This window comes from Cetobacterium sp. (genome assembly GCF_051658645.1).
Taxonomy (GTDB): domain Bacteria; phylum Fusobacteriota; class Fusobacteriia; order Fusobacteriales; family Fusobacteriaceae; genus Cetobacterium_A.
The window spans coordinates 1-22,909 of sequence record NZ_JBOFMZ010000034.1; the positions used below are offsets into that span (position 1 = coordinate 1).

Annotated in this window: 26 protein-coding genes; 12 read left to right on the plus strand and 14 right to left on the minus strand. The window is 26.1% G+C overall.

The genetic code is table 11. From position 1 onward, the window contains the following. Positions 1 to 13: 13 nt before the first annotated feature. On the plus strand, positions 14 to 112 hold the full coding sequence (locus tag ACRCZX_RS02665; protein WP_438581022.1) for an IS3 family transposase: 99 nt from the start codon (positions 14 to 16) through the stop codon (positions 110 to 112). A 24-nt stretch (positions 113 to 136) separates the two neighbouring features. Here ACRCZX_RS02665 and ACRCZX_RS02670 read toward each other — a convergent pair whose 3' ends face one another. After that, positions 137 to 835: an adenylate/guanylate cyclase domain-containing protein gene (locus ACRCZX_RS02670; protein WP_438581397.1), complete on the minus strand. Its 699-nt coding sequence runs from the start codon at positions 833 to 835 to the stop codon at positions 137 to 139. Positions 836 to 874: 39 nt separating this feature from the next. Then, a complete protein-coding gene (locus ACRCZX_RS02675) occupies positions 875 to 1,360 on the minus strand; it encodes a helix-turn-helix domain-containing protein (RefSeq protein ID WP_438581398.1) in 486 nt (161 codons plus the stop codon). Positions 1,361 to 1,518: 158 nt separating this feature from the next. Between ACRCZX_RS02675 and ACRCZX_RS02680 the strand changes: the two genes are divergently transcribed. The 10 genes from ACRCZX_RS02680 to ACRCZX_RS02725 all read left to right on the plus strand — a co-directional run bounded on the left by ACRCZX_RS02680 (position 1,519) and on the right by ACRCZX_RS02725 (position 6,994). After that, the gene (locus tag ACRCZX_RS02680; RefSeq protein ID WP_438581399.1) at positions 1,519 to 1,731 is read left to right on the plus strand and encodes a hypothetical protein; all 213 of its coding nucleotides are present in this window, start codon (positions 1,519 to 1,521) and stop codon (positions 1,729 to 1,731) included. Between the two features lie 49 nt (positions 1,732 to 1,780). After that, positions 1,781 to 2,014, plus strand: a complete 234-nt coding sequence (locus ACRCZX_RS02685; protein ID WP_438581400.1) for a hypothetical protein — start codon at positions 1,781 to 1,783, stop codon at positions 2,012 to 2,014. A 24-nt stretch (positions 2,015 to 2,038) separates the two neighbouring features. Then, positions 2,039 to 2,233 carry a hypothetical protein gene (locus ACRCZX_RS02690; RefSeq protein WP_438581401.1) on the plus strand — a complete coding sequence of 65 codons (195 nt, stop codon included), beginning with the start codon at positions 2,039 to 2,041 and terminating at the stop codon, positions 2,231 to 2,233. Between the two features lie 106 nt (positions 2,234 to 2,339). After that, complete coding sequence (locus tag ACRCZX_RS02695) at positions 2,340 to 2,792, plus strand: hypothetical protein (protein ID WP_438581402.1); 453 nt, start codon at positions 2,340 to 2,342, stop codon at positions 2,790 to 2,792. A gap of 33 nt (positions 2,793 to 2,825) precedes the next feature. Further along, the gene (locus tag ACRCZX_RS02700; RefSeq protein ID WP_438581403.1) at positions 2,826 to 3,770 is read left to right on the plus strand and encodes a helix-turn-helix domain-containing protein; all 945 of its coding nucleotides are present in this window, start codon (positions 2,826 to 2,828) and stop codon (positions 3,768 to 3,770) included. Further along, the gene (locus ACRCZX_RS02705; RefSeq protein WP_438581404.1) at positions 3,770 to 3,997 is read left to right on the plus strand and encodes a hypothetical protein; all 228 of its coding nucleotides are present in this window, start codon (positions 3,770 to 3,772) and stop codon (positions 3,995 to 3,997) included. The genes ACRCZX_RS02700 and ACRCZX_RS02705 overlap by 1 nt, the downstream gene beginning before the upstream one ends. A 280-nt stretch (positions 3,998 to 4,277) precedes the next feature. After that, positions 4,278 to 4,976, plus strand: a complete 699-nt coding sequence (locus ACRCZX_RS02710; protein ID WP_438581405.1) for a ParA family protein — start codon at positions 4,278 to 4,280, stop codon at positions 4,974 to 4,976. After that, a complete protein-coding gene (locus ACRCZX_RS02715) occupies positions 4,973 to 5,680 on the plus strand; it encodes a hypothetical protein (RefSeq protein ID WP_438581406.1) in 708 nt (235 codons plus the stop codon). Before ACRCZX_RS02710 ends, ACRCZX_RS02715 begins: the two co-directional genes overlap by 4 nt. A 64-nt stretch (positions 5,681 to 5,744) precedes the next feature. Further along, a complete protein-coding gene (locus ACRCZX_RS02720; protein WP_438581407.1) occupies positions 5,745 to 5,924 on the plus strand; it encodes a transcriptional regulator in 180 nt (59 codons plus the stop codon). Positions 5,925 to 5,926: 2 nt separating this feature from the next. Then, on the plus strand, positions 5,927 to 6,994 hold the full coding sequence (locus ACRCZX_RS02725) for a tyrosine-type recombinase/integrase (RefSeq protein WP_438581408.1): 1,068 nt from the start codon (positions 5,927 to 5,929) through the stop codon (positions 6,992 to 6,994). 24 nt (positions 6,995 to 7,018) lie between these two features. Here the strand turns inward: ACRCZX_RS02725 and ACRCZX_RS02730 are convergent, their stop codons facing one another. Then, entirely contained in the window at positions 7,019 to 7,945 is a 927-nt protein-coding gene (locus ACRCZX_RS02730) for a PBECR4 domain-containing protein (protein ID WP_438581409.1), read from the minus strand. Positions 7,946 to 8,688: 743 nt separating this feature from the next. Between ACRCZX_RS02730 and ACRCZX_RS02735 the strand changes: the two genes are divergently transcribed. Beyond that, the gene (locus ACRCZX_RS02735; RefSeq protein WP_438581410.1) at positions 8,689 to 9,390 is read left to right on the plus strand and encodes an NAD-dependent protein deacylase; all 702 of its coding nucleotides are present in this window, start codon (positions 8,689 to 8,691) and stop codon (positions 9,388 to 9,390) included. A gap of 51 nt (positions 9,391 to 9,441) precedes the next feature. Here the strand turns inward: ACRCZX_RS02735 and msrB are convergent, their stop codons facing one another. The 11 genes from msrB to ACRCZX_RS02790 all read right to left on the minus strand — a co-directional run bounded on the left by msrB (position 9,442) and on the right by ACRCZX_RS02790 (position 22,902). Continuing rightward, complete coding sequence (gene msrB, locus ACRCZX_RS02740) at positions 9,442 to 9,948, minus strand: peptide-methionine (R)-S-oxide reductase MsrB (protein ID WP_438581411.1); 507 nt, start codon at positions 9,946 to 9,948, stop codon at positions 9,442 to 9,444. 137 nt (positions 9,949 to 10,085) lie between these two features. Next, a complete protein-coding gene (locus tag ACRCZX_RS02745; protein WP_438581412.1) occupies positions 10,086 to 10,307 on the minus strand; it encodes a hypothetical protein in 222 nt (73 codons plus the stop codon). Between the two features lie 227 nt (positions 10,308 to 10,534). Next, positions 10,535 to 10,924 (minus strand): ankyrin repeat domain-containing protein, encoded by a 390-nt coding sequence (locus tag ACRCZX_RS02750; protein ID WP_438581413.1) that lies wholly within the window; start codon positions 10,922 to 10,924, stop codon positions 10,535 to 10,537. Between the two features lie 18 nt (positions 10,925 to 10,942). Next, positions 10,943 to 11,200 carry a hypothetical protein gene (locus ACRCZX_RS02755; RefSeq protein WP_438581414.1) on the minus strand — a complete coding sequence of 86 codons (258 nt, stop codon included), beginning with the start codon at positions 11,198 to 11,200 and terminating at the stop codon, positions 10,943 to 10,945. Between the two features lie 156 nt (positions 11,201 to 11,356). Then, positions 11,357 to 12,859 (minus strand): glutamate/gamma-aminobutyrate family transporter YjeM, encoded by a 1,503-nt coding sequence (yjeM, locus tag ACRCZX_RS02760; protein ID WP_438581415.1) that lies wholly within the window; start codon positions 12,857 to 12,859, stop codon positions 11,357 to 11,359. 147 nt (positions 12,860 to 13,006) lie between these two features. After that, positions 13,007 to 13,471, minus strand: coding sequence for a DUF2147 domain-containing protein (locus ACRCZX_RS02765; protein ID WP_438581416.1), 465 nt, complete (start codon positions 13,469 to 13,471; stop codon positions 13,007 to 13,009). After that, positions 13,452 to 14,399, minus strand: coding sequence for a hypothetical protein (locus tag ACRCZX_RS02770; protein WP_438581417.1), 948 nt, complete (start codon positions 14,397 to 14,399; stop codon positions 13,452 to 13,454). The genes ACRCZX_RS02765 and ACRCZX_RS02770 overlap by 20 nt, the downstream gene beginning before the upstream one ends. Before the next feature lie 469 nt (positions 14,400 to 14,868). Continuing rightward, positions 14,869 to 16,254: a BREX system Lon protease-like protein BrxL gene (gene brxL / locus ACRCZX_RS02775; RefSeq protein WP_438581418.1), complete on the minus strand. Its 1,386-nt coding sequence runs from the start codon at positions 16,252 to 16,254 to the stop codon at positions 14,869 to 14,871. 21 nt (positions 16,255 to 16,275) lie between these two features. Continuing rightward, on the minus strand, positions 16,276 to 18,513 hold the full coding sequence (locus tag ACRCZX_RS02780) for a hypothetical protein (protein WP_438581419.1): 2,238 nt from the start codon (positions 18,511 to 18,513) through the stop codon (positions 16,276 to 16,278). An 11-nt stretch (positions 18,514 to 18,524) separates the two neighbouring features. Then, entirely contained in the window at positions 18,525 to 22,469 is a 3,945-nt protein-coding gene (locus tag ACRCZX_RS02785) for a hypothetical protein (protein ID WP_438581420.1), read from the minus strand. Position 22,470: 1 nt separating this feature from the next. Next, positions 22,471 to 22,902 (minus strand): hypothetical protein, encoded by a 432-nt coding sequence (locus ACRCZX_RS02790; protein ID WP_438581421.1) that lies wholly within the window; start codon positions 22,900 to 22,902, stop codon positions 22,471 to 22,473. Positions 22,903 to 22,909 lie beyond the last annotated feature (7 nt).

Consider the following 22,909-nt stretch of genomic DNA (forward strand, 5'->3'; position numbering starts at 1 on the left):
TATATCTGATTATATAAAATTTTATAATGAAGATAGGTTGCAAAAAAAATTAGGGAACTTAAGTCCCTTAACATATAGAGAAAATAATAAGCAAAAAAATGTTGATAATTAAGGTGTGCCCTTGACAGGGTACACATCATATTAAACTACATTCATAATAATATCCATATTTGTCATGATATTTCTTTGTAAACCATGAATTAGCATCTTTATTGTTTTTAGTATAGGTTTCTATTATATTATTGTATACTGTTGGTGTAATACAAATTCTTCTAGTATTATATGTATCTCCTAATCCAGATAGTTTAGAAGCTTTACTTACAGCATCACCTATCCATACTTTATTATTTATTCCTGTATCTTTTCTTCCAGCTTTTACTACTAATTCCTTATTTGTAGCAACTCCTATTCCTGCCTTTATTTGATCAAACCCTTTATTTTTTAAAAGTTTATTTAACATATTCATATATGTATTTATCCAAGATGCTTTATCCATAATTTCTACAATATCTAGTATTAATGGCGTTGTATATATACAATATACGCAATCTCCTCTAATCCCTATCTCTCTTTCATTATCATCACCACGTAAAATTTCTATTATTTCAGATGTAAAAGCTCTGATCATTTTCGAGACTTCTTCCTTATCAGATTTTGAAAAAATTGTCGTCGAATCTCTAATATCTACAAATATTGAACTAACCCAACCATAATAACCATTTGAATAAGTAAAGTTTTCATCTTTTGGTATTTTCTCTTGCTCTTTTACCTCTAATTTATTATTTAAAATTTCTTCTACTCTTTTTTTTCCAGCTTTATAATCATAAGTTGCCATAAACAAATACCTCCCCCATATATTATCTAATTAATTTACTTATTTTATATATTCATTTATAAATTTTAATACTTTTTCTTTTTGTATCTCACTAAGTTCATTCATCTCTTTGCACAACTCAGTTCCAGCATAAGAATGATTTATCTTATTTCCATCTCCTACTATAATGTGACCATTGTTGCTATTACTTTCAATATTCAATTGATTTTTGCATTCTTCTAATTCTTTTCTTAATTTTTTTATTTCTTCTGTAGCATTTATATCAAACAAATCACCGTTGTCTAAATACCCAACTATTCTATACAACTCTTTATAATCAATCTTTAAAACTTTAGCAATTCTTTTTAAATGAAATGGATTTATTTTTTTTATTTTTGCATTTAAAATATCATTTAATGTTCTTACATTTAAGTTACTCATCAAAGCTAATTGATTAAACCCTATTCCTCTTTCCTCTCTCAATTGATTAATATAATTTCCTAATTGAATCAACATTTTCTCTGTTATATCAAATGTCTCGTTCATAAAACCAACTCCTTTTATATATTAAGTTTACCTATATTACTTACTTTTGTAAATAATATTTTAAAAAAAGTGTTTACAAAAGTAACTTTATTAGTTATAATTACTTATGTAAGTATTTACTTTTCGAAATGATTATTTTTGTAATCGAAGGAGGATAAATGGAAATTAAGAAAACTATTAAAGTTTTATGCGTTATAAATGATCTCTCAATTGATGATTTAGCTAAATCACTTGACATAAGTTCAAGACAATTGCTTTATCATCATATCAAAAAAAGAAATCTAAATGTTTTAAAACAAATTGAACAAACTTTTAATTTGACACCAAATAGCCTAACTCTAAATACTGTTATATTTAAAGTTATAAGCTAATATTTTTATTTTATAAATACAGATAAAAAATTAAAATTGGAGGTCATTTATGAACATTAAACCTGAATTAATCGAAAAAATTATTGAAGAATATCTTCATTTATCCAAAACAAAAATTAAAGAATTAGAGGATAAAGTAGAGGAACATAAAAAACGTCGTGAAAAAACCATAACTCTTTCTATTCAGTTAGATAATTTAACCGAAAAATATAATGAAGTTACAAATGGAAATGAAATTCTAAAAACAAAAATTAGAGAACTAGAAAATAAAAGTAACTCATAAATTTTTTTATAACAGGAGGTTGTTATGGTAGATAAATTAGAATTGGTTGAAAATCTTATTAAAGAGATTAAATTTTATGGGCTTGAAAATGAAATTGAAACTGAGATTTCTGATATGAAAAGTTTTGAAAAAGAGTTTTTTGAAGAGGCTATACATGGTAATTATTTTTGGAACTATATCTCTATCGTCAGTAAAATTTTATTTGAACACCTTTCATAATTAAGTTGCCTACTCTCTTTTATGGTAGGCACTCTATTAGAGGTCATCATTCCCCCATGGTGGCTTCTAACAGAGTTTTTAAACAAAATATACTAGGAGGTTATCGATGAGAACAGAAAGTAGCAACTCTTTAGCACTTGAAAGGTCTATGAATCTTCAATGTCATATCATGACTTTTGAAGAGGCTCTTAGACACGCAAGTGTTAATGATAAATTGGATGACGAAAGAAGAGAGAAAATGTTTGGACTTATGAAATGGAGACTTGATATGAGTATCCATTTTGACAAACAATATGAAAAAATATTAGCTTTAGAAAATTTAGAAGAAATAAAAAAAGAGCTCTTATCATTAAGAAAAGAGACTAAGAATTTTAATGATCGATTTGAAAAAAGTTTTGAAACTCTAAAAACAGATGAACTTTACTATGAACAAATTGATGATGATGTAAGAACATACTTAATCAATTATGCTGCTAGATGTCGAGAAAAACTAAGAACTGAAAATTCAATTGTTGAAGAAAAATTAATTAGAGAAAACAAAGAAAAATTAAAAAAATAAAAATATTATAAATCAATTCTATTGGAGGAACAAATGAACAATAAAACTTTTTGGGATGCTATGCAAGATTTAAGTCCAGCACTATTTAAAACATATGCTGCTATAAATAAATTATCAGATAACGAGGTTGGATATTGCTTTGCTACAAACGAAAGTATATCTATCAAGCTTAATAAACATGAAAAGAGTATCAGTAGAGATATTAGTGACTTAATTGAACTTGGATATCTATTCGCCAATCAAATAAAGATTGGATTTAAAGTTATTGAGAGACGTTTATATACTGCTGAAAATATCAAAACTTATATGAAGGATCAAAAGAACATTTCAAAGTTAATTAAAACTACAATAGTTGAAAAAGATAAGATATTTTATTACTACAATGAAGCTAATTCTACGGGTAACAAAAGTGTTACTCGTAAATATACAGGTAACAAAAGCGAGGAAGGCACGGGTAACAATTATGGGGAGCGTACGGGTAACAAAAATGTTACGGTAACTAATACTAATATAACTAATACTAATTCTACTACTACTGAAATAAATACTAAACCTAAAAAAGAAAGTAGTAGTAGTCACTTTTTAAATATTTTAGATTCAAGTACAAAAGCAAATATCCTATCAAGTAATCCAAATATCACAGAAGCAGAATTTAATGCTCTCTATGAAAAATGCAAACTTGAAGTTCAACAAGGATTTGCTAAAAACCTAAACAGTATTCTTGTGCAATCAGTTAGAGGACTTTGGAACTTCCAAGCTAAAGAGGTTTTACCTAAACCAACTAAACAAAAACCTAAATCTGAAAAAACTATTGTAACTATAGCAAATGATTGTATTGACTTTTACCAATGTTGTAAAGACTATCACACTGTAGAAGATGTAATTCAAAAATTTCAAAAGTCTTGTACTGGAATGAATGAAGATTTAATTAATAATTATACTGAGAAACTTATAAAAGCATTGAAAGAGATCGGATAATGGAATCAAAACAAAAAGATTTAATCAAATTAAGTAGTTTACTAAATACCGAACTAAACATAGCTAAAAATAATATAGCTAAAGCTGAGCAAGATTTAAGAAAACTTAAACAAAAAAAATCAAGACTTGAAGCTAGAATTGCTAAAGTGAATGGTGAAATTGTTAAAGCTAATAACGGTGGTAAAGAGATTCCAATCTTTTTTTATAACACAAAGGGGATGGTTTAAATAGAATTTACAAAAAATAAAAAAAGGTTCAGTCCTAGAACTAAACCCTCACATAGCAATGAGAGTATAACACTAAGCCTTCTTGCATGTCAATGAAAAAATATCTTGGAGGATAAAATGATAATAAAACTTAATAAAAATGACTTAAAAATCTTATGGAGATTTTAGAAAAACATCAAATAGCTGAAATAGAAGACAGAGTGATTCCTGGTGAGGGGAAGTGTTCTTTAAAACAAATTATCGAAAAAGAGTTAGGTATTAATTTATCGGAGGTAGAAGAATGTCAGTAATCTTAATTAAAAATAATAAAGGGGGAGTTGGTAAGAGTTGGATAACTCTCCAACTTGCTCACGGACTACAACATGTTACAAATAAAAAAGTTTTGATTGTAACATCTGATAACCAGAATAACATTTTAGAATATGCTGGAATGGAAAAAACAGTTTCAAACTCAGGACTTGAAAAATGGATAAAAACTGGAACTGGTGACTTGATAAGATTAAGAGAAAATCTATTTTTTATCCCTCTCAAAACATCACACTTGAACCTACAGTCCAAAGAGAGATTAGAACGGCTATTTGAGGCATTTAAAGAGGAATATGAGTACATTTTAATAGACTCTACACCTGTTGTTGGAATAGATAAATACTTTGTGCAATTATCAGATAAAGTAGTTGTTCCTGGATTTGCAGATAAAGTAACTATAAATTCTATAACTTCACTTTTAGAAGGAGTTGAAATTAGAAAGGTCAAATCAGTTATCATAAATAAATGGACTAAAACAGCTAAAGAAAAAGAATACTATAACGGATTGAAAGAGGTCTTAGAGCCTTTTGAAATACATCTAACTGCTCCAATAAGTCAGAGTGCAACGATTGGAAAACTGATTGATGATGGAAAAACAATCTGGGAGTCTAACTCTAAAAAAATTAAAACAATACAAGAAATTTTTGTTACTGTAATCGAGAAAATACTATGAAAGCATTGGCTAGTTTAAAAGCAAAAGTACAAGAGGACTATCAAAGTTCATTTCAATTTGAAAAATATGAAATTGAGGAAAATATTAAAAAAGAAGTTATTGAAAATGAAGCTATCATATTTCGGAACTTCCGAAATATGTCTGAATCTTTATATAAAGTTTGTAAGGCTCTTTATGAAAATTCCTTAAAATTGAAAAGGTCTGAAGGTAGTTTTATGGCTTGGTATGAAAATATTGGATTAAGTAAAGATAAAGTGTCTGAGCTTTTAAAAAGATATGACTTATATATCAATTTCCCTAATAAAGCTCAATATATAACAAGCCTTTCAACTCAAGCTGTTAAACTACTTACAGGTAAGGACCTTGATATGAATATTATTTATGATACTGTGGAGTTGGAACTTATAAAGGTTGATGATATTAGATGCTTTATAGAGGCTAGAAGTACTCCAAAAGAGGATACCATAGAGCTAGATGATGGATATAAGATTGAACCTCTTATCCAGAAAGAAACTAAAAAATGTGTTAATTATAAAAACTTTGAAAAGTTAAGAAAAAATATATCAGCTATGGATTCAAAACAAATATCTCAGGTTGAAAAAGAGATTGATCTATTCCAGAAATATATCAAAGAACTTAAAAAATCTTTAGCCGATAGGAACTTAGAATTTGACAATAAAAATAATATTAAATTAATTAATTAAATAAAAACACCATATCTTATTAAATAAAACTTAAATTTTACAGGGTATAATCAGGAGGTATATTATGTCTAATATGATAGCAGTGAAAGAAGTCGCTGAACTTTGCAGTGTTGGAAATGGTAAAGCTTATCAAATAATTAGAGAAGTTAATAAAGAAATGAAAGAAAAAGGATATCTTATAATTAGAGGTAGGGTTAATAAACTTTATCTATTAGAAAGATTTGGAATAATAAAAGGAGATTAATTATGCCAGCAACTAAGGATAAGAACGGGACTTGGATGTCCCGTTTCTATTATGTAGATTACGAAGGAAAAAGAGTTAGAACTTTTAAAAGAGGTTTTAAAACTAAAAGAGATGCTCTTGAATACGAAAGAGAGTTTCTATCTAAATATAAGTTTGAAGTCAGTATGACATTTAAAAGCTTATATGAACTTTATATAGAGGATTTAAGTCACAGATTAAGACAACACACCATGATCAATAAAAAATATATAATTGAAAGAAAAATATTGCCATTTTTTAAAAATTTAAAACTGAGTGACATTACTCCAGTTATAATTAGAAAATGGCAAAATGAACTTTTAAAAGCTAAAAATCCAAGTAATGGGAATATATATAGTCAAACTTACATAAAAACTATTCATAATCAACTTACAGCTATTTTTAACTATGCTATTAAGTTTCATTCATTGCAAGAAAATCCTTGTCATAAGGCTGGAAGTATTGGAAAGAAACATGCTGAAGAAATGAATATCTGGACTCCAGAAGATTTTAAATTATTTATTGAAACTCTTAAAGATCATCCTGTTGCTTATGTAGGATTTAATATCTTGTTTTGGTCTGGAATTAGAATTGGAGAGCTACTGGCTCTTGAGGTAAAAGATATTGATTTTGAAAATGAAACTTTAAATATTAATAAGTCTTATCAAAGATTGAATAAAGAGGATGTTGTCACTGAGCCTAAAACTCCTAAGAGTAAAAGAATTATTGAAATACCTGCTCAATTGATTCCAATATTACAAAACTATCTAAAAACACTATATAAACCAAAACCTAGTACAAGATTAATTACTCATACTAAATATATTTTTGAATATGCTATGAAAAAATATTCAAAAATTGCTGGAGTAAAAAAAATAAGGATACATGATCTTAGACATTCACACGCATCCTTACTTATTCATCTGGGTGTTAATCCTCTAGCTATTGCTAGAAGATTAGGACACGAAAAGGTTGAAACAACCTTAAATACTTACTCTCATCTATTTCCTAATAGTAATAAGGAGATGATGGAGTTGCTAAGAAATGTATAAAAAGATTGAATTATCAATCTTTTTTTATTTCTTAACTCTAATTTTCTCTATATTAAAAACTTCTATTACATTTTGCTGTTCTTCATCTTTAAATATCTGAATTGCTTTGGCTTTTTTCAAAATTTGCCAATTCTTCTTTTCAATATCCTCTTTTAAAATCCAGCTTCTTTTTTTAAAGCCTCGTTTTATAAAATGTTTCTCAAGTTGTTCATTTTCAGATTCTAAAAATTTATAAGTATTCTGATAACATATATGATTTATTTTTTTTGATTCGGTATTAAAATGAGATTCTAACGTTTCAGATATTTTAAAATCAACTCTGTTTAAATTCATTAAGTATTCTACTTTAAAATCTCTATCTATATAGTTTAATTTTTTATAAATTTGAATATTATTATCTTTTTCTAAAATATATAATACTTTTTTAGATTCCCCTTCAACTAATTGTGAAAAAACATCTTTTAATAAAGATGCTGGAACAAATTTATTATTTCCAATAGCTTTTACTCCTAAAACTATTTCTTCTAAAGCTTTATCTGTCCCTAAAACTCTATCCACATCTAAATTATCTTTTTTATATCCATTATATCTCGCTTTATTAATTTTACCATTAAATAAATTACTTAACTTAAAAAAAACATCTACTTTTTTATGAAATCCATCACTCAGAACAAATTTAGGTGTTTTTATATGGTGATTTTTTATATCATTGTATATTTTAGCTGCTGGAATATCTTTATCTCTTTTTATTCCTACTAAATGAATAAAATTTTCATCTTTAAAAATTATTTCTGAAAATAATAAAAAACTTGCTTTTTTTTTGCAATCCAATTTTTTTAAATTTTTATTATCAATTTCTGAAAATACAATCAAAAAAGTTTTACCACATAAATTTTCATCATAATAACTTAAACATTTTTTTATTTGCTCTAAAACTTTATCTTCTTCCATTATTATTCCCCCTATTAAAAAAAGACCACCTTTTGAACATAGGTAGTCTTTTTTTCTCCTTATTTTTACGTTGTTCAGTCAACATATAAAATATTTAAAACAACTAACAAGCGCCTTTAGTGTACTAAATGCTTGTGGCGATATCTGAATTATTTAGGTGTAAGGCCACCTGATACTAAGCTGTATTTCTACCCTTTTCTCAATAAGATTATATTCTATTTTTTATATAATGTCAATTTTTTGTTTATTTTTTTGTTTATTTCATCTAGTTTATTTTCTTTTTATTGTTAATATTTTTTCAATGTATTTTATCCAGTTATCTAACTCTACAACTGCACCTAAAATGCACCTCTTTTATTAAAAAGGCAGTAAAAAATACTTGTTTTGAAATTTCAGCCCCCTTAAAAACATAATAAAATCAATACATTTAAAAACAAACAATTTTTTTTAAGTTGAGTGGGAATAATAATTAAAAATACAACACACCTTGATTACTAATAGTTTTCAAGGTGTGTTGTATTTTTATAACATTTTACTTTTATTTATCTGATTTTTATTTTTTCACTAGAGCATACAGCGCTCATGAACTACCACCACCCTAATAGAGAGTGGTGCTACATTGCATACTGAGTACTCGCTGTGCTACAATTGAAACTATCAAGCGATATATTGAATCACAAAAGACTGAAAACTAAAAGATTACCCTGAGAAAAAATAAAAATTTTAAAATTGGAGGAATTTACATGAATAACAAATTGGATAGGTTAGATGAAATTATAAAAATTAGCGATAATATTGTTTTTTTTGGTGGAGCAGGAACTTCTACAGAAAGTGGTATTCCAGATTTCAGAGGAAAAGATGGTCTTTACAGTCGAAAGTATAAGGGATATAATCCAGAAGAGATTTTACATATCAATTTCTTTTTACAAAATAGAAAAATTTTCAACGAATTCTTAGAAGAGAAGATGAACTTTAAAAATATAAAACCTAACAAAGGTCACCTAGCTTTAGTTAAACTAGAACAAATTGGAAAACTTAAAGCTATCATCACACAAAACATTGATAACTTACATCAAGATGCAGGATCACTAAATGTATTAGAACTTCATGGCAATATATCTCACTTTTACTGCTTAGCTTGCGATAGAAAAGAACCTGAAAATTTTAGTTGTGACTGCGGCGGTATAACTCGTCCACCTGTAACCCTTTACGGCGAAAACTTAGATGAAGAAATAACAGAACTTGCTACTAGCGCTATTAAAAAAGCTGATACTTTAATTGTTGCTGGAACAAGCTTAACTGTATACCCAGCAGCGTATTATATCCAATACTTTAAAGGTAAAAATTTAGTTATTATAAATGCCGATGAAACGAAGTATGATAGATATGCTACTTTAGTTATTAGAGATAGCTTTGCTAAAGTTATGGACTACGCTGTAAAATAAATTCTTTACTAAAGAAAAAGTGCCAAATTTAAAATGGCACTTTTTTTATTTTTACATCTCAAACTCTTTTAAAAACTCTTCATATCCCTCTTTTTCCAAATCCTCTAAAGGAATAAATTTAAGAGCAGCTGAATTCATACAATACCTCTTTCCTGTGGGTTCTGGTCCATCATTAAATACATGCCCTAAATGAGAATCTGCATATTTACTTCTCACTTCTGTTCTTGGCCAAATCAATTTAAAATCTTTTTTTAAAACTATATTTTCAGAAATTAAGGGCTTTATAAAACTTGGCCAACCAGTTCCTGATTCATATTTATCATTAGATGAGAAAAGAGGTTCTCCTGAAACAACATCTACATAAATCCCAGTTTTTTTGTTATCATTATATAAGTTTTCAAAAGGTGGCTCAGTACTATTTTTTTGAGTAACTTCATATTGTATATTTGTAAGTTTTGATTTTAGTTCTACATCACTAGGTTTTTTAAAATCTTTCCAATTTCCAAAAACTAAAGTTCCAATCATAATTCCAACTCCCATAAAAAATTTTAGTTTCATAGTATTCTCTCCTATTTCAATTCAATGCTCTCTTTCCTTTAAATACTTAAACAATTCACAATATCTTTTAAATATTTTAATTTACATTTAAAAATATTTCTGTTATTCTTTATATAGTTTTTTTATCTAATTTCATTTTAACACCCAAAGAAGAATCCACCAAATCTTCTAAACATAAATGGTGACATCCCATTCAAGTTGAATCCTATTCTAAAAAGTGCTACTATTACTATTAATATCACAATTCCCACTAAAAAATAAACAAAACTACCTCTTTTACTCGTTGAAGAATCACAACAAAGATTTCCTCTTCTTTCTATTAGTAGAAATATAATCAAAATCACTAAAATTAATACCACAAAACTCACACCCTTAACAAAAATTTGTATTTACAGGTTATAATACAAGAGATTTGTTTCAGAATTATGTCAACAATAAATTTTTGAATCTTTATTCAAAAAAAACTTGACTTTTTTTAAAATTTGAACTATAATTCAATCACACTAAGATTTTTTAAACGTTTTCCAAACAAAACCCAAAATGAAAAGGAGAGTAGATTCGCCATCTACTCTCTTTTTTAATTCTTTTATAACACTTTCAAAATCTCAATTATGCCATCAATATCATCAAAATTCATATTTGTTTTTAAATATGTTGCATACTCTAAAGATGTCATGCCCCAGCTATTTTTTATTTTTAAATTAGCACCACTATCTTTTAAAAATTGAACCATTTCAATATTTTTATTAAAAATAGCTAAATTTATTGGAGTATTTCCTTGTAAAGGCTCTTGAACATCTATATCCGCAGAATAATCTAAAAGTAATTTTACAACTGAAACATCACCTGAAATTGCAGCTTTATGCATAGGATATCTATATTCACCACTTCTATCATTTGGATCTATTCCCTCTTCTAATTTCAATTTTAATTTTTCTAATTCTCCATTTTTTAATGCATTTTTAAATTCAATCATTATCTTCTCCTTTTAATTTTACTCTGAACAAACACAAGGATATTTTGGTGTGGGTTCATCACTTAAATACTCTTCTATTTTTTCTAATCCAACAAAATTCAATTGTTCATCCCATTCTTCAACAACTAAAGTTGGAGCTGATATAACATCTAATTTTTGAGCTAAAGATATATTTTGATCTAAATCTAATATTTTTAAATCAAATCTCTTTTCAAAAAAATTAATTACTTTAGTACACTCTTTACAATTAGCTTTTACAAATAAAGTTTTTTTCATAAATTTCCACCATCCTTTATTAATTTTTAGTGCTTATTTATTCCAATTATAGCACGTTATTAGTGTTTTTACCACTATTTTTGAATAGCGGGTCGATTAACCTATAAAAAAAAGCATGAATCCTCAAATTGTGGATTCATGCTTTTTTTATATTTGTTATTTTTTTAAAAGTTGCTTTTTTTCATATTTTTTATATATAGTTAATGCTAATAAAATAAAGAAGATTGGACCTACTATCATCCAAATAGTATCATCTATTTTTCCTTTTAGAGCTGGCTCTATAATTGTTGAAACATTAGCAAATCCAACAAGTAAAACAGTAAAGAATGTTGCTAATTTTACAGATAAATCTGTTTTAAATATAACAAACGGTTTTTTTATATCTTTATTTTTCTTAAATCTCGGGAATGCTGCTGCTATAAGTAAATATGGTATCGTCATAGCAACGTTTGTCATAAGAGTTAATTTCATAAAGAATGCTTCTGCTCCTTGTCCTCCAAAAGTTATTCCTAATATGAAAAGAACAACGATTGCCCATTGACACCACATAGCATTTTGAGGCATTCCATCTTTAATTTCAGATATCTTTTCAGGCCACATCTCTTTTGGAGCTCCTTCAATCAACTGCTTTAAAGGTGAGTAAATCAATGTAAAGAATGCACCAGTTAAACAAAGTACCATTGATATTCCCATATATCTAGACATTATTTTTCCTACTGTTATTGCTGCTGTTTGACTCATTTTAAATGATAATGCAATTTGGTATCCAAGATTTTCCATACATACATATGAGAAGTTACCAATGTGAACATTTCCTTTACTTACTAAAAATTCCCAGTTTGTAAACATTCCAACAAAGAAGATACCAATAGCATAACCTACTGTTATAACAATTGCTGCTATTGTTATTCCTTTTGGGAAGTTCTTCTCAGGATTTTCTGTTTTATCAACAAGACCACCAACAACCTCTATTCCACCATAAGCAAAAATAGCAAAAACCATAAACGATGCAATTGATATACCACTTAAATAATTCTTATTAGGTGATGTGAAAAATGCAGTGCTTAATGATTCAATTGGTTGTGCTAACTTAAATCCATTATTTGCAAATACAATAAGTGCTCCTAATAGTAAAACTAGATTTAAAAGAGTAACTGCAATTCCACCAATTGAAGCAATTTTAGTTATTTTATTTAAACCTTTTGATGCTACAAATGTAAATACTGTAATTAATCCCACTCCCAATAATCCCATACTTTGAGTTGAATTTAATCCAAACAGATTTAATTGGTTCGTTAAATCTTTTCCAAAAATAGCCGTTGAAACTACAATCCAAATTCCAGAAGATATATTAACTAACCATATAACATATGATGAATACCACATAAATGTAGTTATAAATGCATATTTTGGTCCTACTGATTTTTCCATCCAAGAATAAATACCACCAGTCTCTTTTTTAAAAGCTGATCCATATTCTGCCATCATAAAGGCATAAGGTATAAAAAATAATATTCCTGAGAATATATACCAAGGTATTGCTGAATATCCCATCAAATAGAATGATCTCGGGATGTTATTAAAACCAAAAACCGAAGTAAAAATCATTAGGATTAACGGTATTAGTTTCATTTTACTGCCTGTTTGTACTTTTTCCATTTTAATTCTCCTTGTTGCAACTTTTTTATTTAAACTACCATAGTGAAAATTATATTCCATCTACTAGAAAAAGTCAAATTCTTTTCCATTACTAAGCATTTAGTGATTTAAAATACTAAAAAAACAAACAATTACAAATTAAAAAAACTATTTATAGTCTTGACTAGCTACTCTTTTCACAATCATAGAGTAGCCTAGAATACCATATTTATCAAATGCACCTCTCAATTTCAAAGTGTTTTCATCTATTAATTGAGCTGAACCATAATATTTTTTTCCATTCCATGAATCATAAATCCATCCACCAACAAGCTTATTTTTATCAGAACTTAATTTTAAATTTCCAACAACTTGTAAACCTAAAATTTTTCGATGCCTTAGTGATAACTCTGGATTATTTCTATCTATTTGCTTTAATCCTTCCATTTTGTCACCTTTAGGATAAGTTAAATCTTTTAACCAGTGTACATAACCTTTATACTGAGAGTTTTCCTTTTCAATTTCAATAACTACTTTTTTATCAGGCATTATCCAATCTCCTTCATAAGAATTTTCAACTGAAAAAGTTCTACATCCTAAAATCAAAAAGATACTAATTAATAACTTTAACATAATCTTCTAATCCTCTTAATTTAAAAAGTTCTTTTAACATTTTTTTAGCATCATGCTCAGATATTGGAAATCCATTATTTCTTAAAATAGAAAAACCATTATAAGCTGATTTAATAATTTCTTTTAAAAAACAAATAGAAAAATCTTTATCTAAATTTTCAAAGTTCTTTAGTTCAAAATTTATATTTTTTTCTAAAAACTTACTTAAAGCTAAATTTATTTTTGAAGAATCAATATCTTCTCTTACATCAAAAAGATCATCAATCGCTTGAAGGCTCATTCCAATTTCATATAATCCAGAAGAATATTTATAAAGTAACATATTTTTTTCAATCAACTTTGGTGCAACTAAGCTTATTTCTAAAAGCTTTCCTCCTATTCCACTATGAATTTTATTTAAAACATAATTAGAACTAGGATATTTCTCATATAAACTCGAATCTCTTAAACTTTCACTTAAAGCAATTGAATAAAGCTCTTCAAAAATAGAATTGCTGACATTTGAATCACCATTAGAAATCTTTAAACACTCTTTAGTTAATAAATCTTGGCAAATTAACGATAAAAAGTTATTTTTAACAACAATATTTTCTAAGCTTTTAAAAACAATAGTACCTTTTTCTTCATTATCAATAATATTATCAGTTGAAGTAACTATTTGTCTAAGAAAAATTATTATTTTACCATAACTAACTATTTTTTCAGTAGAAACTTTCGCTTCTAAAAGTATTGATAACATTAGTAAGGTAAAAAAATTCTTTTTAAAAATCTCTTTATAGCTACTATTACTTTTGAAAGTAAAAATTATATCATCTTTAAAAATAAAATTAGAAAAATCTTTTTCGATATTTTGATGAATTTCTTTTAAAATTGAACTAGAGGATAATAAAAGTTTAGCCAACTTTAAATTTTTAATTATTTGTTTCATTTTTTGAATCTCCTTCTTTATAAATAAATTTTTCATAAATGTTTATTTTTTAAATATCGCTCTAAAACATTTTGTAGCACCTTTATTATCTATTTCTATTATATTCATAAAACTATCTTTTTCATTTTTTCATCTCCTATTATTCTTCAATTTTACCACAAAAAAATAGAAGATGCCATCACGACTCTTCTACTTACACTTTTAAATATTTCACTTTTAAATAATTTTAAAACTTATAAATAATTCACTCTTAACTAAAGAACAACCTACTAAAACTTTAAACCTATTTCTCTATAATAGCTAAATTAGACAATTCCACGATTTGTTGTAATAAACATCTATAAAATTGTGTGATGGCTCTTATTTGAATCTTCTTAACTATTATTATAACTTTTAGACGTTTTTTATTGGCAAAAAAGTTTGAATTTAATTAAATATTTCAAAAGATTAATTACAAACTTATTTGATGTCAATAAATACTAAATTCAATCTTTTTATTAAAAATATTTTCTTTACTTATACTATAATTTTGGTCGCATACAAACTGTCTATATTCAACAGCTAATTCAACAATCTCTTTTAGCTCATTATCACTTATTTCACCGTGAGGATAAACAAGTTTCATCATTCCATTTACTATTCTATGAATAGCCTTTGTATCTCTTCCACTTGCTTCATCTAATCTTATTCTATTTTTAATATATTGATAATCTGTTCTTCTTAGCTTATGAATTACCTCACTAAAATAATCAGCAGCAAATCCAAAGTTTTTAGTATATGCCATATTTGGGTTTCCTATACTTTTAATCTCCCAACCTGGAACAACTCCAGCTAATCTATCTAAAAACGCAGAACTAGTATTTCCAGGATTCAAAGCATTTACCAACAGGTTATTCTTATCAAATTCTCCTGGTGGCAAATTACCTACCATCATTATCCCACATTCACTAACCTTTTCAACTCCACCACGATCAAACTTACCAGATTCTAAATATTGAAAGAGTTTTGAATATATATCTTCTGCTAATCCACTTTTCTTAATTTTATCAATTTCATCAAAAAGTAATACATCATACTGAACTAAAAGTCCATCTTGATTTGTTCCTAAATTATAAAATAGCTGAGGTCCTGTTATATTACTTCCAGATATTACTCTTGAATAAGAACTTATATTCTCATAAGCATAAGTCTTTCCTGTTCCAGGAGTCCCAAACTCCATCATAAATATATTGTTCTCAACCATTGGTATCAATCTAGAAAGTAAGATTAATTTCTCTCTCCTACTATAATTCTCATAGTTTAATCCTACAGTACTTATCATTATATTTAACCATTCATCTGAATTAAAAGCTGACCTACCTTCTTTTAACTCATCTACATCAATATCAGAAAGTTGAAAAGGTTTAAAATTGACTAATTTTGTTTCTGTACCATTATAATTAATTTCTCCCATTCCCCACAATCCATCTATCATAAGTCTGGGATGTTCTGCTAAAACAGCATCATCTGCTTCTGCATTATTTATTGCTAAACTTGGAATCTCTAATTGTGTTGGATTTTTCTTTCCTTTTCCTAAATTAATTTTAACTTTAAATTTGTCAATTACTTTCAAAACTCCATCTACTCTTAATGTGTTCTTAAACTTTTCTTTCTCTTTACTATCTATTCTATGCTCAGCAATGTATCTGTTAGTTTCTTGTAATCCACTCTCTGTTATTTCATCTTCACAAAAATACCCTAAAAGATATTCTGAAACATATCTTGGTAATCCTTGTATTTCATTTTTGATAGCCTTCGGTTTATCTACTACTGCACTTCCAAAATTGTCTTTTAGAAGGCTTTCCCATAACTCCATGACTCCTCCTCCAATAAACCTTTAAAGTATTTGTCTATTACTCTTCATTTTTTTATTCATAATTTCTTTTTGACTTTTTATCACTTTTACTTCTATATATTTTTCAAAATTATATTTTTTATCATCAAAATAAAATTCTGCTTCTAATATATCACTATAGCTATCTTTTAAGTTTTCTAATAATTTTAAAGGTATTTGTATCTTCTTATTCCCATCCAACTCAATATACTCTTTTTCATATTCTTGATATTTTAATTTAAGTTTAACATTTTGAATTATATTATTATTTTGAATTAAAATATCTAGCTCAGCTTTTGAATCATTTTTTATCTCTTCAGATTTAATATCTATCTGAACAGGTATATACTCTCTTAACTCAGACTTAAAAATTCCAAAAGGAATCATAACCTCTTCTAAACTTATTCCACCATGGTTATATTCTCCTGTTTTTTTCGGATACTTTCCATATTTATATATTAGGTAGAAATAGTTTTCTTTGTCTTTTTCTACAACTGGTAAATAATATCTATTCATCTCTTCTCTGGTTATAATATAAAAGTCTTCGTCTTCAACCATATACTTGTATAGCTGACTACATAGCTCATCATCATAGTAATCTGAATATATTTTTATATATCTCCCATGATTTTCCATCTGAAGTTTTTTTTCGTTTAATATATTTTTATATTTGCTAAAACTAGCTAACCCATCATCCGAAAGTTTTATAGCTCCATGGTCTGTCATAATAACTATATTAAAATTATCTTTATCAATATTTTGAAATAACTTATTTAGTTTAAGCTCTATACTATTTTGTAAGTATTCATCACTTAAATCTTTTATGCTATGGAAAAAGTTATCTAAATCTATTATCTCATAAAGATAATCTGTATTGTTTTCTAAACTTTCAAAATCATCTATTGATACAATTTTATTTACTGGGTATTTAAAATTATCTCCAAGCTCTATTTGATTATATTTTTTTCCACAATATAAAATTCTTTTACAATAACTAGTAACTGTAGGTATCGCACTTAATACTATTTTATCAGAATGACAATTATAACCTTTTGACTCTATATACTTTTTTATACCTAACCATATATCATATCTTAAACAATCTATAAATATATAAAAGTTTCTTTTCCCATTATTAAGAAGGTTCACACTATTTTGAAGAGAATAATCCAAACCTCTTTGCTCAGATGAACTATAAAGATTATTATAATTTTTAAGATAAAACTCTTCAAATTTTGTATTTTGTACTTTCCAAATATTATGAATGCTTTGCTTTAAAGATGATAAATCAACACAATATCTTCTTTCTAGTTTTTCCACAATTTCATTTAAATTTTTATTTTCAGAAATGCTATTATAGTTTAAATATATTGTGATAAAGTACTCTTTAAATTCTTCTAGTGTCTTCTTTTCTAATCTTATGTCTTTTTTTATAATCAATAAACTAAATATAACATTTTTCAAATCTGAGTAGTCAATTTTAAATAAATTTTCAGCTTTTTCTAAACTGCTAATTATACTTTCATAGTTTTTAAGTTGATTTAGTTTTTCTATATTCATTTTTAAGAAATACTCTTTTTCAAAATAAAGATCCCCATTTATTTCATCTAAATATTTTTCTGTTGGAAACTCTGTAAAAAGATGCATTTTTTTGCTATTAAATTTTAAATCCTCATTACACTTATCTATATATTTAGATAAATTTAACTTTTGAGCTAAAAAACTTTCTTTTAATACAATATCATTTTTGGAAATTTCGTACATCTCTTCTGTATAATCGTCATCCATAAGAACAATAAAATTACATTTTTTATATTTTGAAAAAACAACTATTTTTACAAGAATATTTATAATTTCTTTTATTTTTATATTTTTATTTTTAAAAAGAAATCCATAATTTTTCAAATGTTCTTTTTTTAAAGCTTCAAGAATTTTTTTACTATTTAAAGTACTATTTAAACTATTCAATAATATTTCAAAAATATTTTTAGAAGAACCTAAATCAATTTCAGGTCCTATCACTTCATAAATCTCTTCTATTTGAACATTTTCATAGTTTTCAAAGTCTAGAAAAAATGGAAAATAGCTTTTATTTCTAATAACTATTTCATAATTTTCATTTTTTTTATAACTTTCAAAAAATTGCTTTCTTCCTGCAAAGTAAGTTTTTAAATCTTTGACTATTATGTGCTTATGAAAAGATATATACTCTCGAGATATATCTTTTATAATTTTTACCATACCTTCACCTACTATATCTTAGTATTAACCATTCCCTTGCTTTTATACTTATGAATAATTGTTTCAAATCTATTTTTGACTTCATCTAAATCCAAATACTTTTGACCAGTACCTTGAAGTTCTAATAATAACTCTTCTGTGATTTCTTCAAAATCTATATTCTTTTCAAGTTTCAGTTCACTATTAATTAGGTTGTTTATTTTATCTTCTACTAAGCTTAGTGAATCTGCTATCTCTTCAAGCTCTGTTCCGTTTGTACCTTCATTAGAAACTCTAGTCATAGCAAATATAATTTTTTTAAAATTTTCATTAGTACCTAATTCTAGTTTTAAAGAGTCACCTCTTAATGAATCTATATAGCTTTCAAATATTCCATTTATTATTTTTTTATGTTTTGAGAACAACTCTTTTAACTCTTCTTTTTTACCTTCTAATTTCTTTAAATCTCTTTTATCACAAGATTTACAAGTTGAAATTAACCCTTCTGCATGAACAACTTCACAAGAACTGTAATTTAATAATTCTTTTACAAATTGGTCTACTGAAGATATATTTCTAAAGTTCAACACTTCTAAATTATCTATAATATCCAATTTAAGTTTCATTTCTACTAAAAATTCATCTTTTAATTTAAAAAAACCTTCATAATAAGAATCATGCCTCATTTTATACTCGTTATTATACGAATTTAAAAGCTCATTTATTTTTAAAACTATTTCTTCAATTAAAGTAATATTCAAAAAATCATTAGAATATTTTTGAACTAATAATTCTATCTCTTTTACTGATTCTTTTAAATCTCCATAAGAGTTTAAATCTATAATCTTATCATCTAATTGTGGTAAAACTGTAACTGCGTTTTCAAAGTTAGAAATAAGTGGATTTGTTATGCTTCTTATTTTTATTAATAACTCTTTAAATTTAACTATATTATCTCCAAAAGATAAGTTCTTATTTACTATGTTTGGAAGTTCAAGGACTTTTCTGAAGAAATCTTCTGGCTTAAAAGTTAGCGATACTTCTTTTAAGCTATCTACAATTTTTCTCAACTCTTTTGTTTTTACACCTTTTGATTTTAAACGTTTCTCTTTTTCATCTAAACTTTCAAATATTGTTCTAATCTCTCCATTTAAAATTCTAGCTGGATCAAAGTCATTGTTACTACCTGCTTTAAAATCACGAGCTTTACTATTTTTTACTATTCTTAAACTATTTAAAGCATCCCAAACCTTTTCAATTTCAACAGGAATTAAGAAATCATCATTTTTTTCAATTTTATAAATATCTGGCTTTTTAGATAAATCCTCTAAACTTTTAGCATCTAGATTCATATGCTTTCCTTTATCTGTTAAAATAGATATTTTCCCAGTTTTATTAGCTACAAATATATATAAATCAACCAGCTTATCTGATAATCCATAAGGCGCTGATTCTAACTTTTTATATTTTCTCTCTAAAGTAGTTTTATCTAATATTATATCCATAATCTCTTTAGAATTTTCTGTTGCATTTTCTCCTGGCATTTTTAATTGAAATTTAAATCCTTGTACAGTCTCTGAAAATTTTATTAAATCAAGTGGTGCTAATAGCATTTTTAATTGTTTTACACCAGCAGATGTATCACTTTTAGAAAATTCTCCAACTCCTCTATCTAAACATAACTTTACAACATCATTTATACCCGCTCTTGTATTAAAATTCTCTACTTTTATCTCTCTTGGGAATTTTGTATAATAATCAAATAATAATTTTTCAAAGAATACTCTTTCTGATCTAATAGTTTTATCTACTTTTCCTCCACCAAATACAAAAGTAAAGTTTCTTAAATTACAAAATTTTCTAAGATATTTATTTCTAATTTTATCTTCTAGTTTACGTCTTCTTGTAACTATTATTTTTGCTAGCTCTTCATTTGAGTGAATCTCTTTATCTGTACTTTCTATTTTTAATAGTGCACCATACTCTCTTAGCTCTTCTTCTTTGAAAGGATTCTCATTTGCAAAAGCTATACATATATTACTATTAGTTTCTTTTAACTTTTCAGCATACTGTTCTATTAAAGAATCCTTATCATAAATTTCATGAAAATCAGGAGATACAAAAATAACCTTTCCATATCCTTTATGCTGAGTTATTAAATCTAATTTTTTATTATTTAATTCTTCTAAATTAAGCTTTATTCCTTCTACTTTTATATCAAACGGGAAAAATCCCATATTGTATTTTATATCGTAATTTCTTTTTAAAAATATTCTATTTTCAGATTTTTCTAAAATAGTTTTCATTATGTTTGTAGGAGATATATTCTCCATCTGTTCAGATATTTTTTTATCTAGTTTTACTCCACCTGTTCCTGCTATTAACCTATAGGCTCCATTATTTACTATAACATTTGAATAATTTGTATTAACAACTCTATTTAAAGACTCTCTTACAACCTCTTCCCCTGACTCTTGATAAATATCTTTAATATCTTCTGCTGTAAGCTCTGATTTTGCAGAGGTCTTAGTTAAAGAACTTGAATAAGCTATTGCTATTGCTCTTAAATATTTTACAACATTGTCACTTTCAGAATAATCATTTATACTTTGATTATATATATCTATAATCTCTGGTTTCTTATTTTCTATAGCTTCTTCAAAAGCTTCAAACAAATCACTCAAATTTACCAAATTTAGTTTTCCATTTTCTTCTATCTCTTTAGAGAAATATTTTTCTTTAACAACTTCTTTTATAAATCCTAAAGTAGTTCTTGTTTTTTGAGCATATATTTGAGATATTGGCATTAAGTATTCTATTGTAGCTGGATGAATTGGATAAAAATCTATGAATTTTTGATTGTATTTTTTTTCTAAATTCAGTATATAACTTTTGTGTTTTTCTTCATACTTTCTAAAAGGTATTTTTTCTAAATTTAAGGTGCTTTTTACAAGTTCATTTCCTTGTTCAAACTTCAAAGTATGAGCTTCAAATCTTCCCATAATTTTATCAAGTTCATTTTTATTTCCAACTCCATAATTTTCTAATATATCATTTATATCTTTGTGTAAAGAAACAATAAACCCAACATTTTTTTGAGTATTTCTTGATGTTAACTGACATAAAGTTTGAATTTGTCCTAAATCTTTATTTATTCTTTTGTTTTCAATAGATGCTGTTATATATGCAGAAAATTCATCAAATATTATGACAAGTTCATTGTATCCGTGTCTAGATAATTCAACATTTACTTCATTTAAAAATTCATCGAAACTGCTAACTTCAACTTGAACAGGTAAATGTAGTATATCTTTTATCAAGTTTCTAGCTTTTTCCAATCCTTCTCTTCTATAGTTAGAAAGGCTAGCTAATAAGTCTTCATACAATTCTTGTTTTTCATCTAAGTATTCATCTATTTCATCTGAGAATTTTGAATATGCTTTTTCTAAAGTGTCTTTTACAGATGAATAAATTGAACCTATTCTTAATTCTTTAAACTCTTTTTCGAGACTTTCAATAACCTTGCTTTGGATAACATCAATAAATTCTTTTTGATTTTCAGACTCTCCGTTTATTCTAACAACAAAATATCTCTTTTTTTCTTGAATAGCTTTTAATTGAAATTGTAGCTCTGGATAATCTTTAAAGTGTTTTATCATTTTATCTGCAAGCATACTATTTTTCATTTCTAGTATTATACTCAACATAAGTAAGAAATATGATTTTCCTGTTCCATATTGCCCTGATAAAATATGAGCTCTTTTTACAGTACTATTTATATCACCACTTAATTTATCTCTTCTAGATTCACTTCTAATCATATTGAAACTTTCTAGAATCTCTACGAAAGTTTCTGCTATATCATCAGTCATTATATATTTAGAAAGCATTCTTTCATGCTCATTTATATTTAATCCCCAAGTCAAATCAACTACTGGTTCAAATTCTCTAATAGTTAAAATATCCCTAATTCTCATATTACACTCCTATAACTACATTCTTTTTTGGATAATTAGAATCGAGTAGTTTTTTTATTTTCATTATTCTAATATCTGAAAATACAAATATAACTTTATTTTTAAACTTTTGTAACTGCATCTCTTTAAAAAAATCAATAAACTCACCTTTATTAAAAAGAATATTTTGAATTACTTCCAAGTTATCTATTAACAATATCATCTCTTCGTTTTCTGATATTTTTTTTATATATTCAAAAAATTTCCCTCTATCAAATATATTTAAAGTTAGATTATTTTCTTTAAAAAATTCATAGGCTTTTTCTTCAAAATCAATATATTTCAATTCATCAATATTTTTAAAATTATTTTGTGAATTTAACTCTTTAAAATAAACATAAGCATTTATTCTAGATTCTATATTTCCATTAAAAATATTTTCTATATTTTCCATATTAACT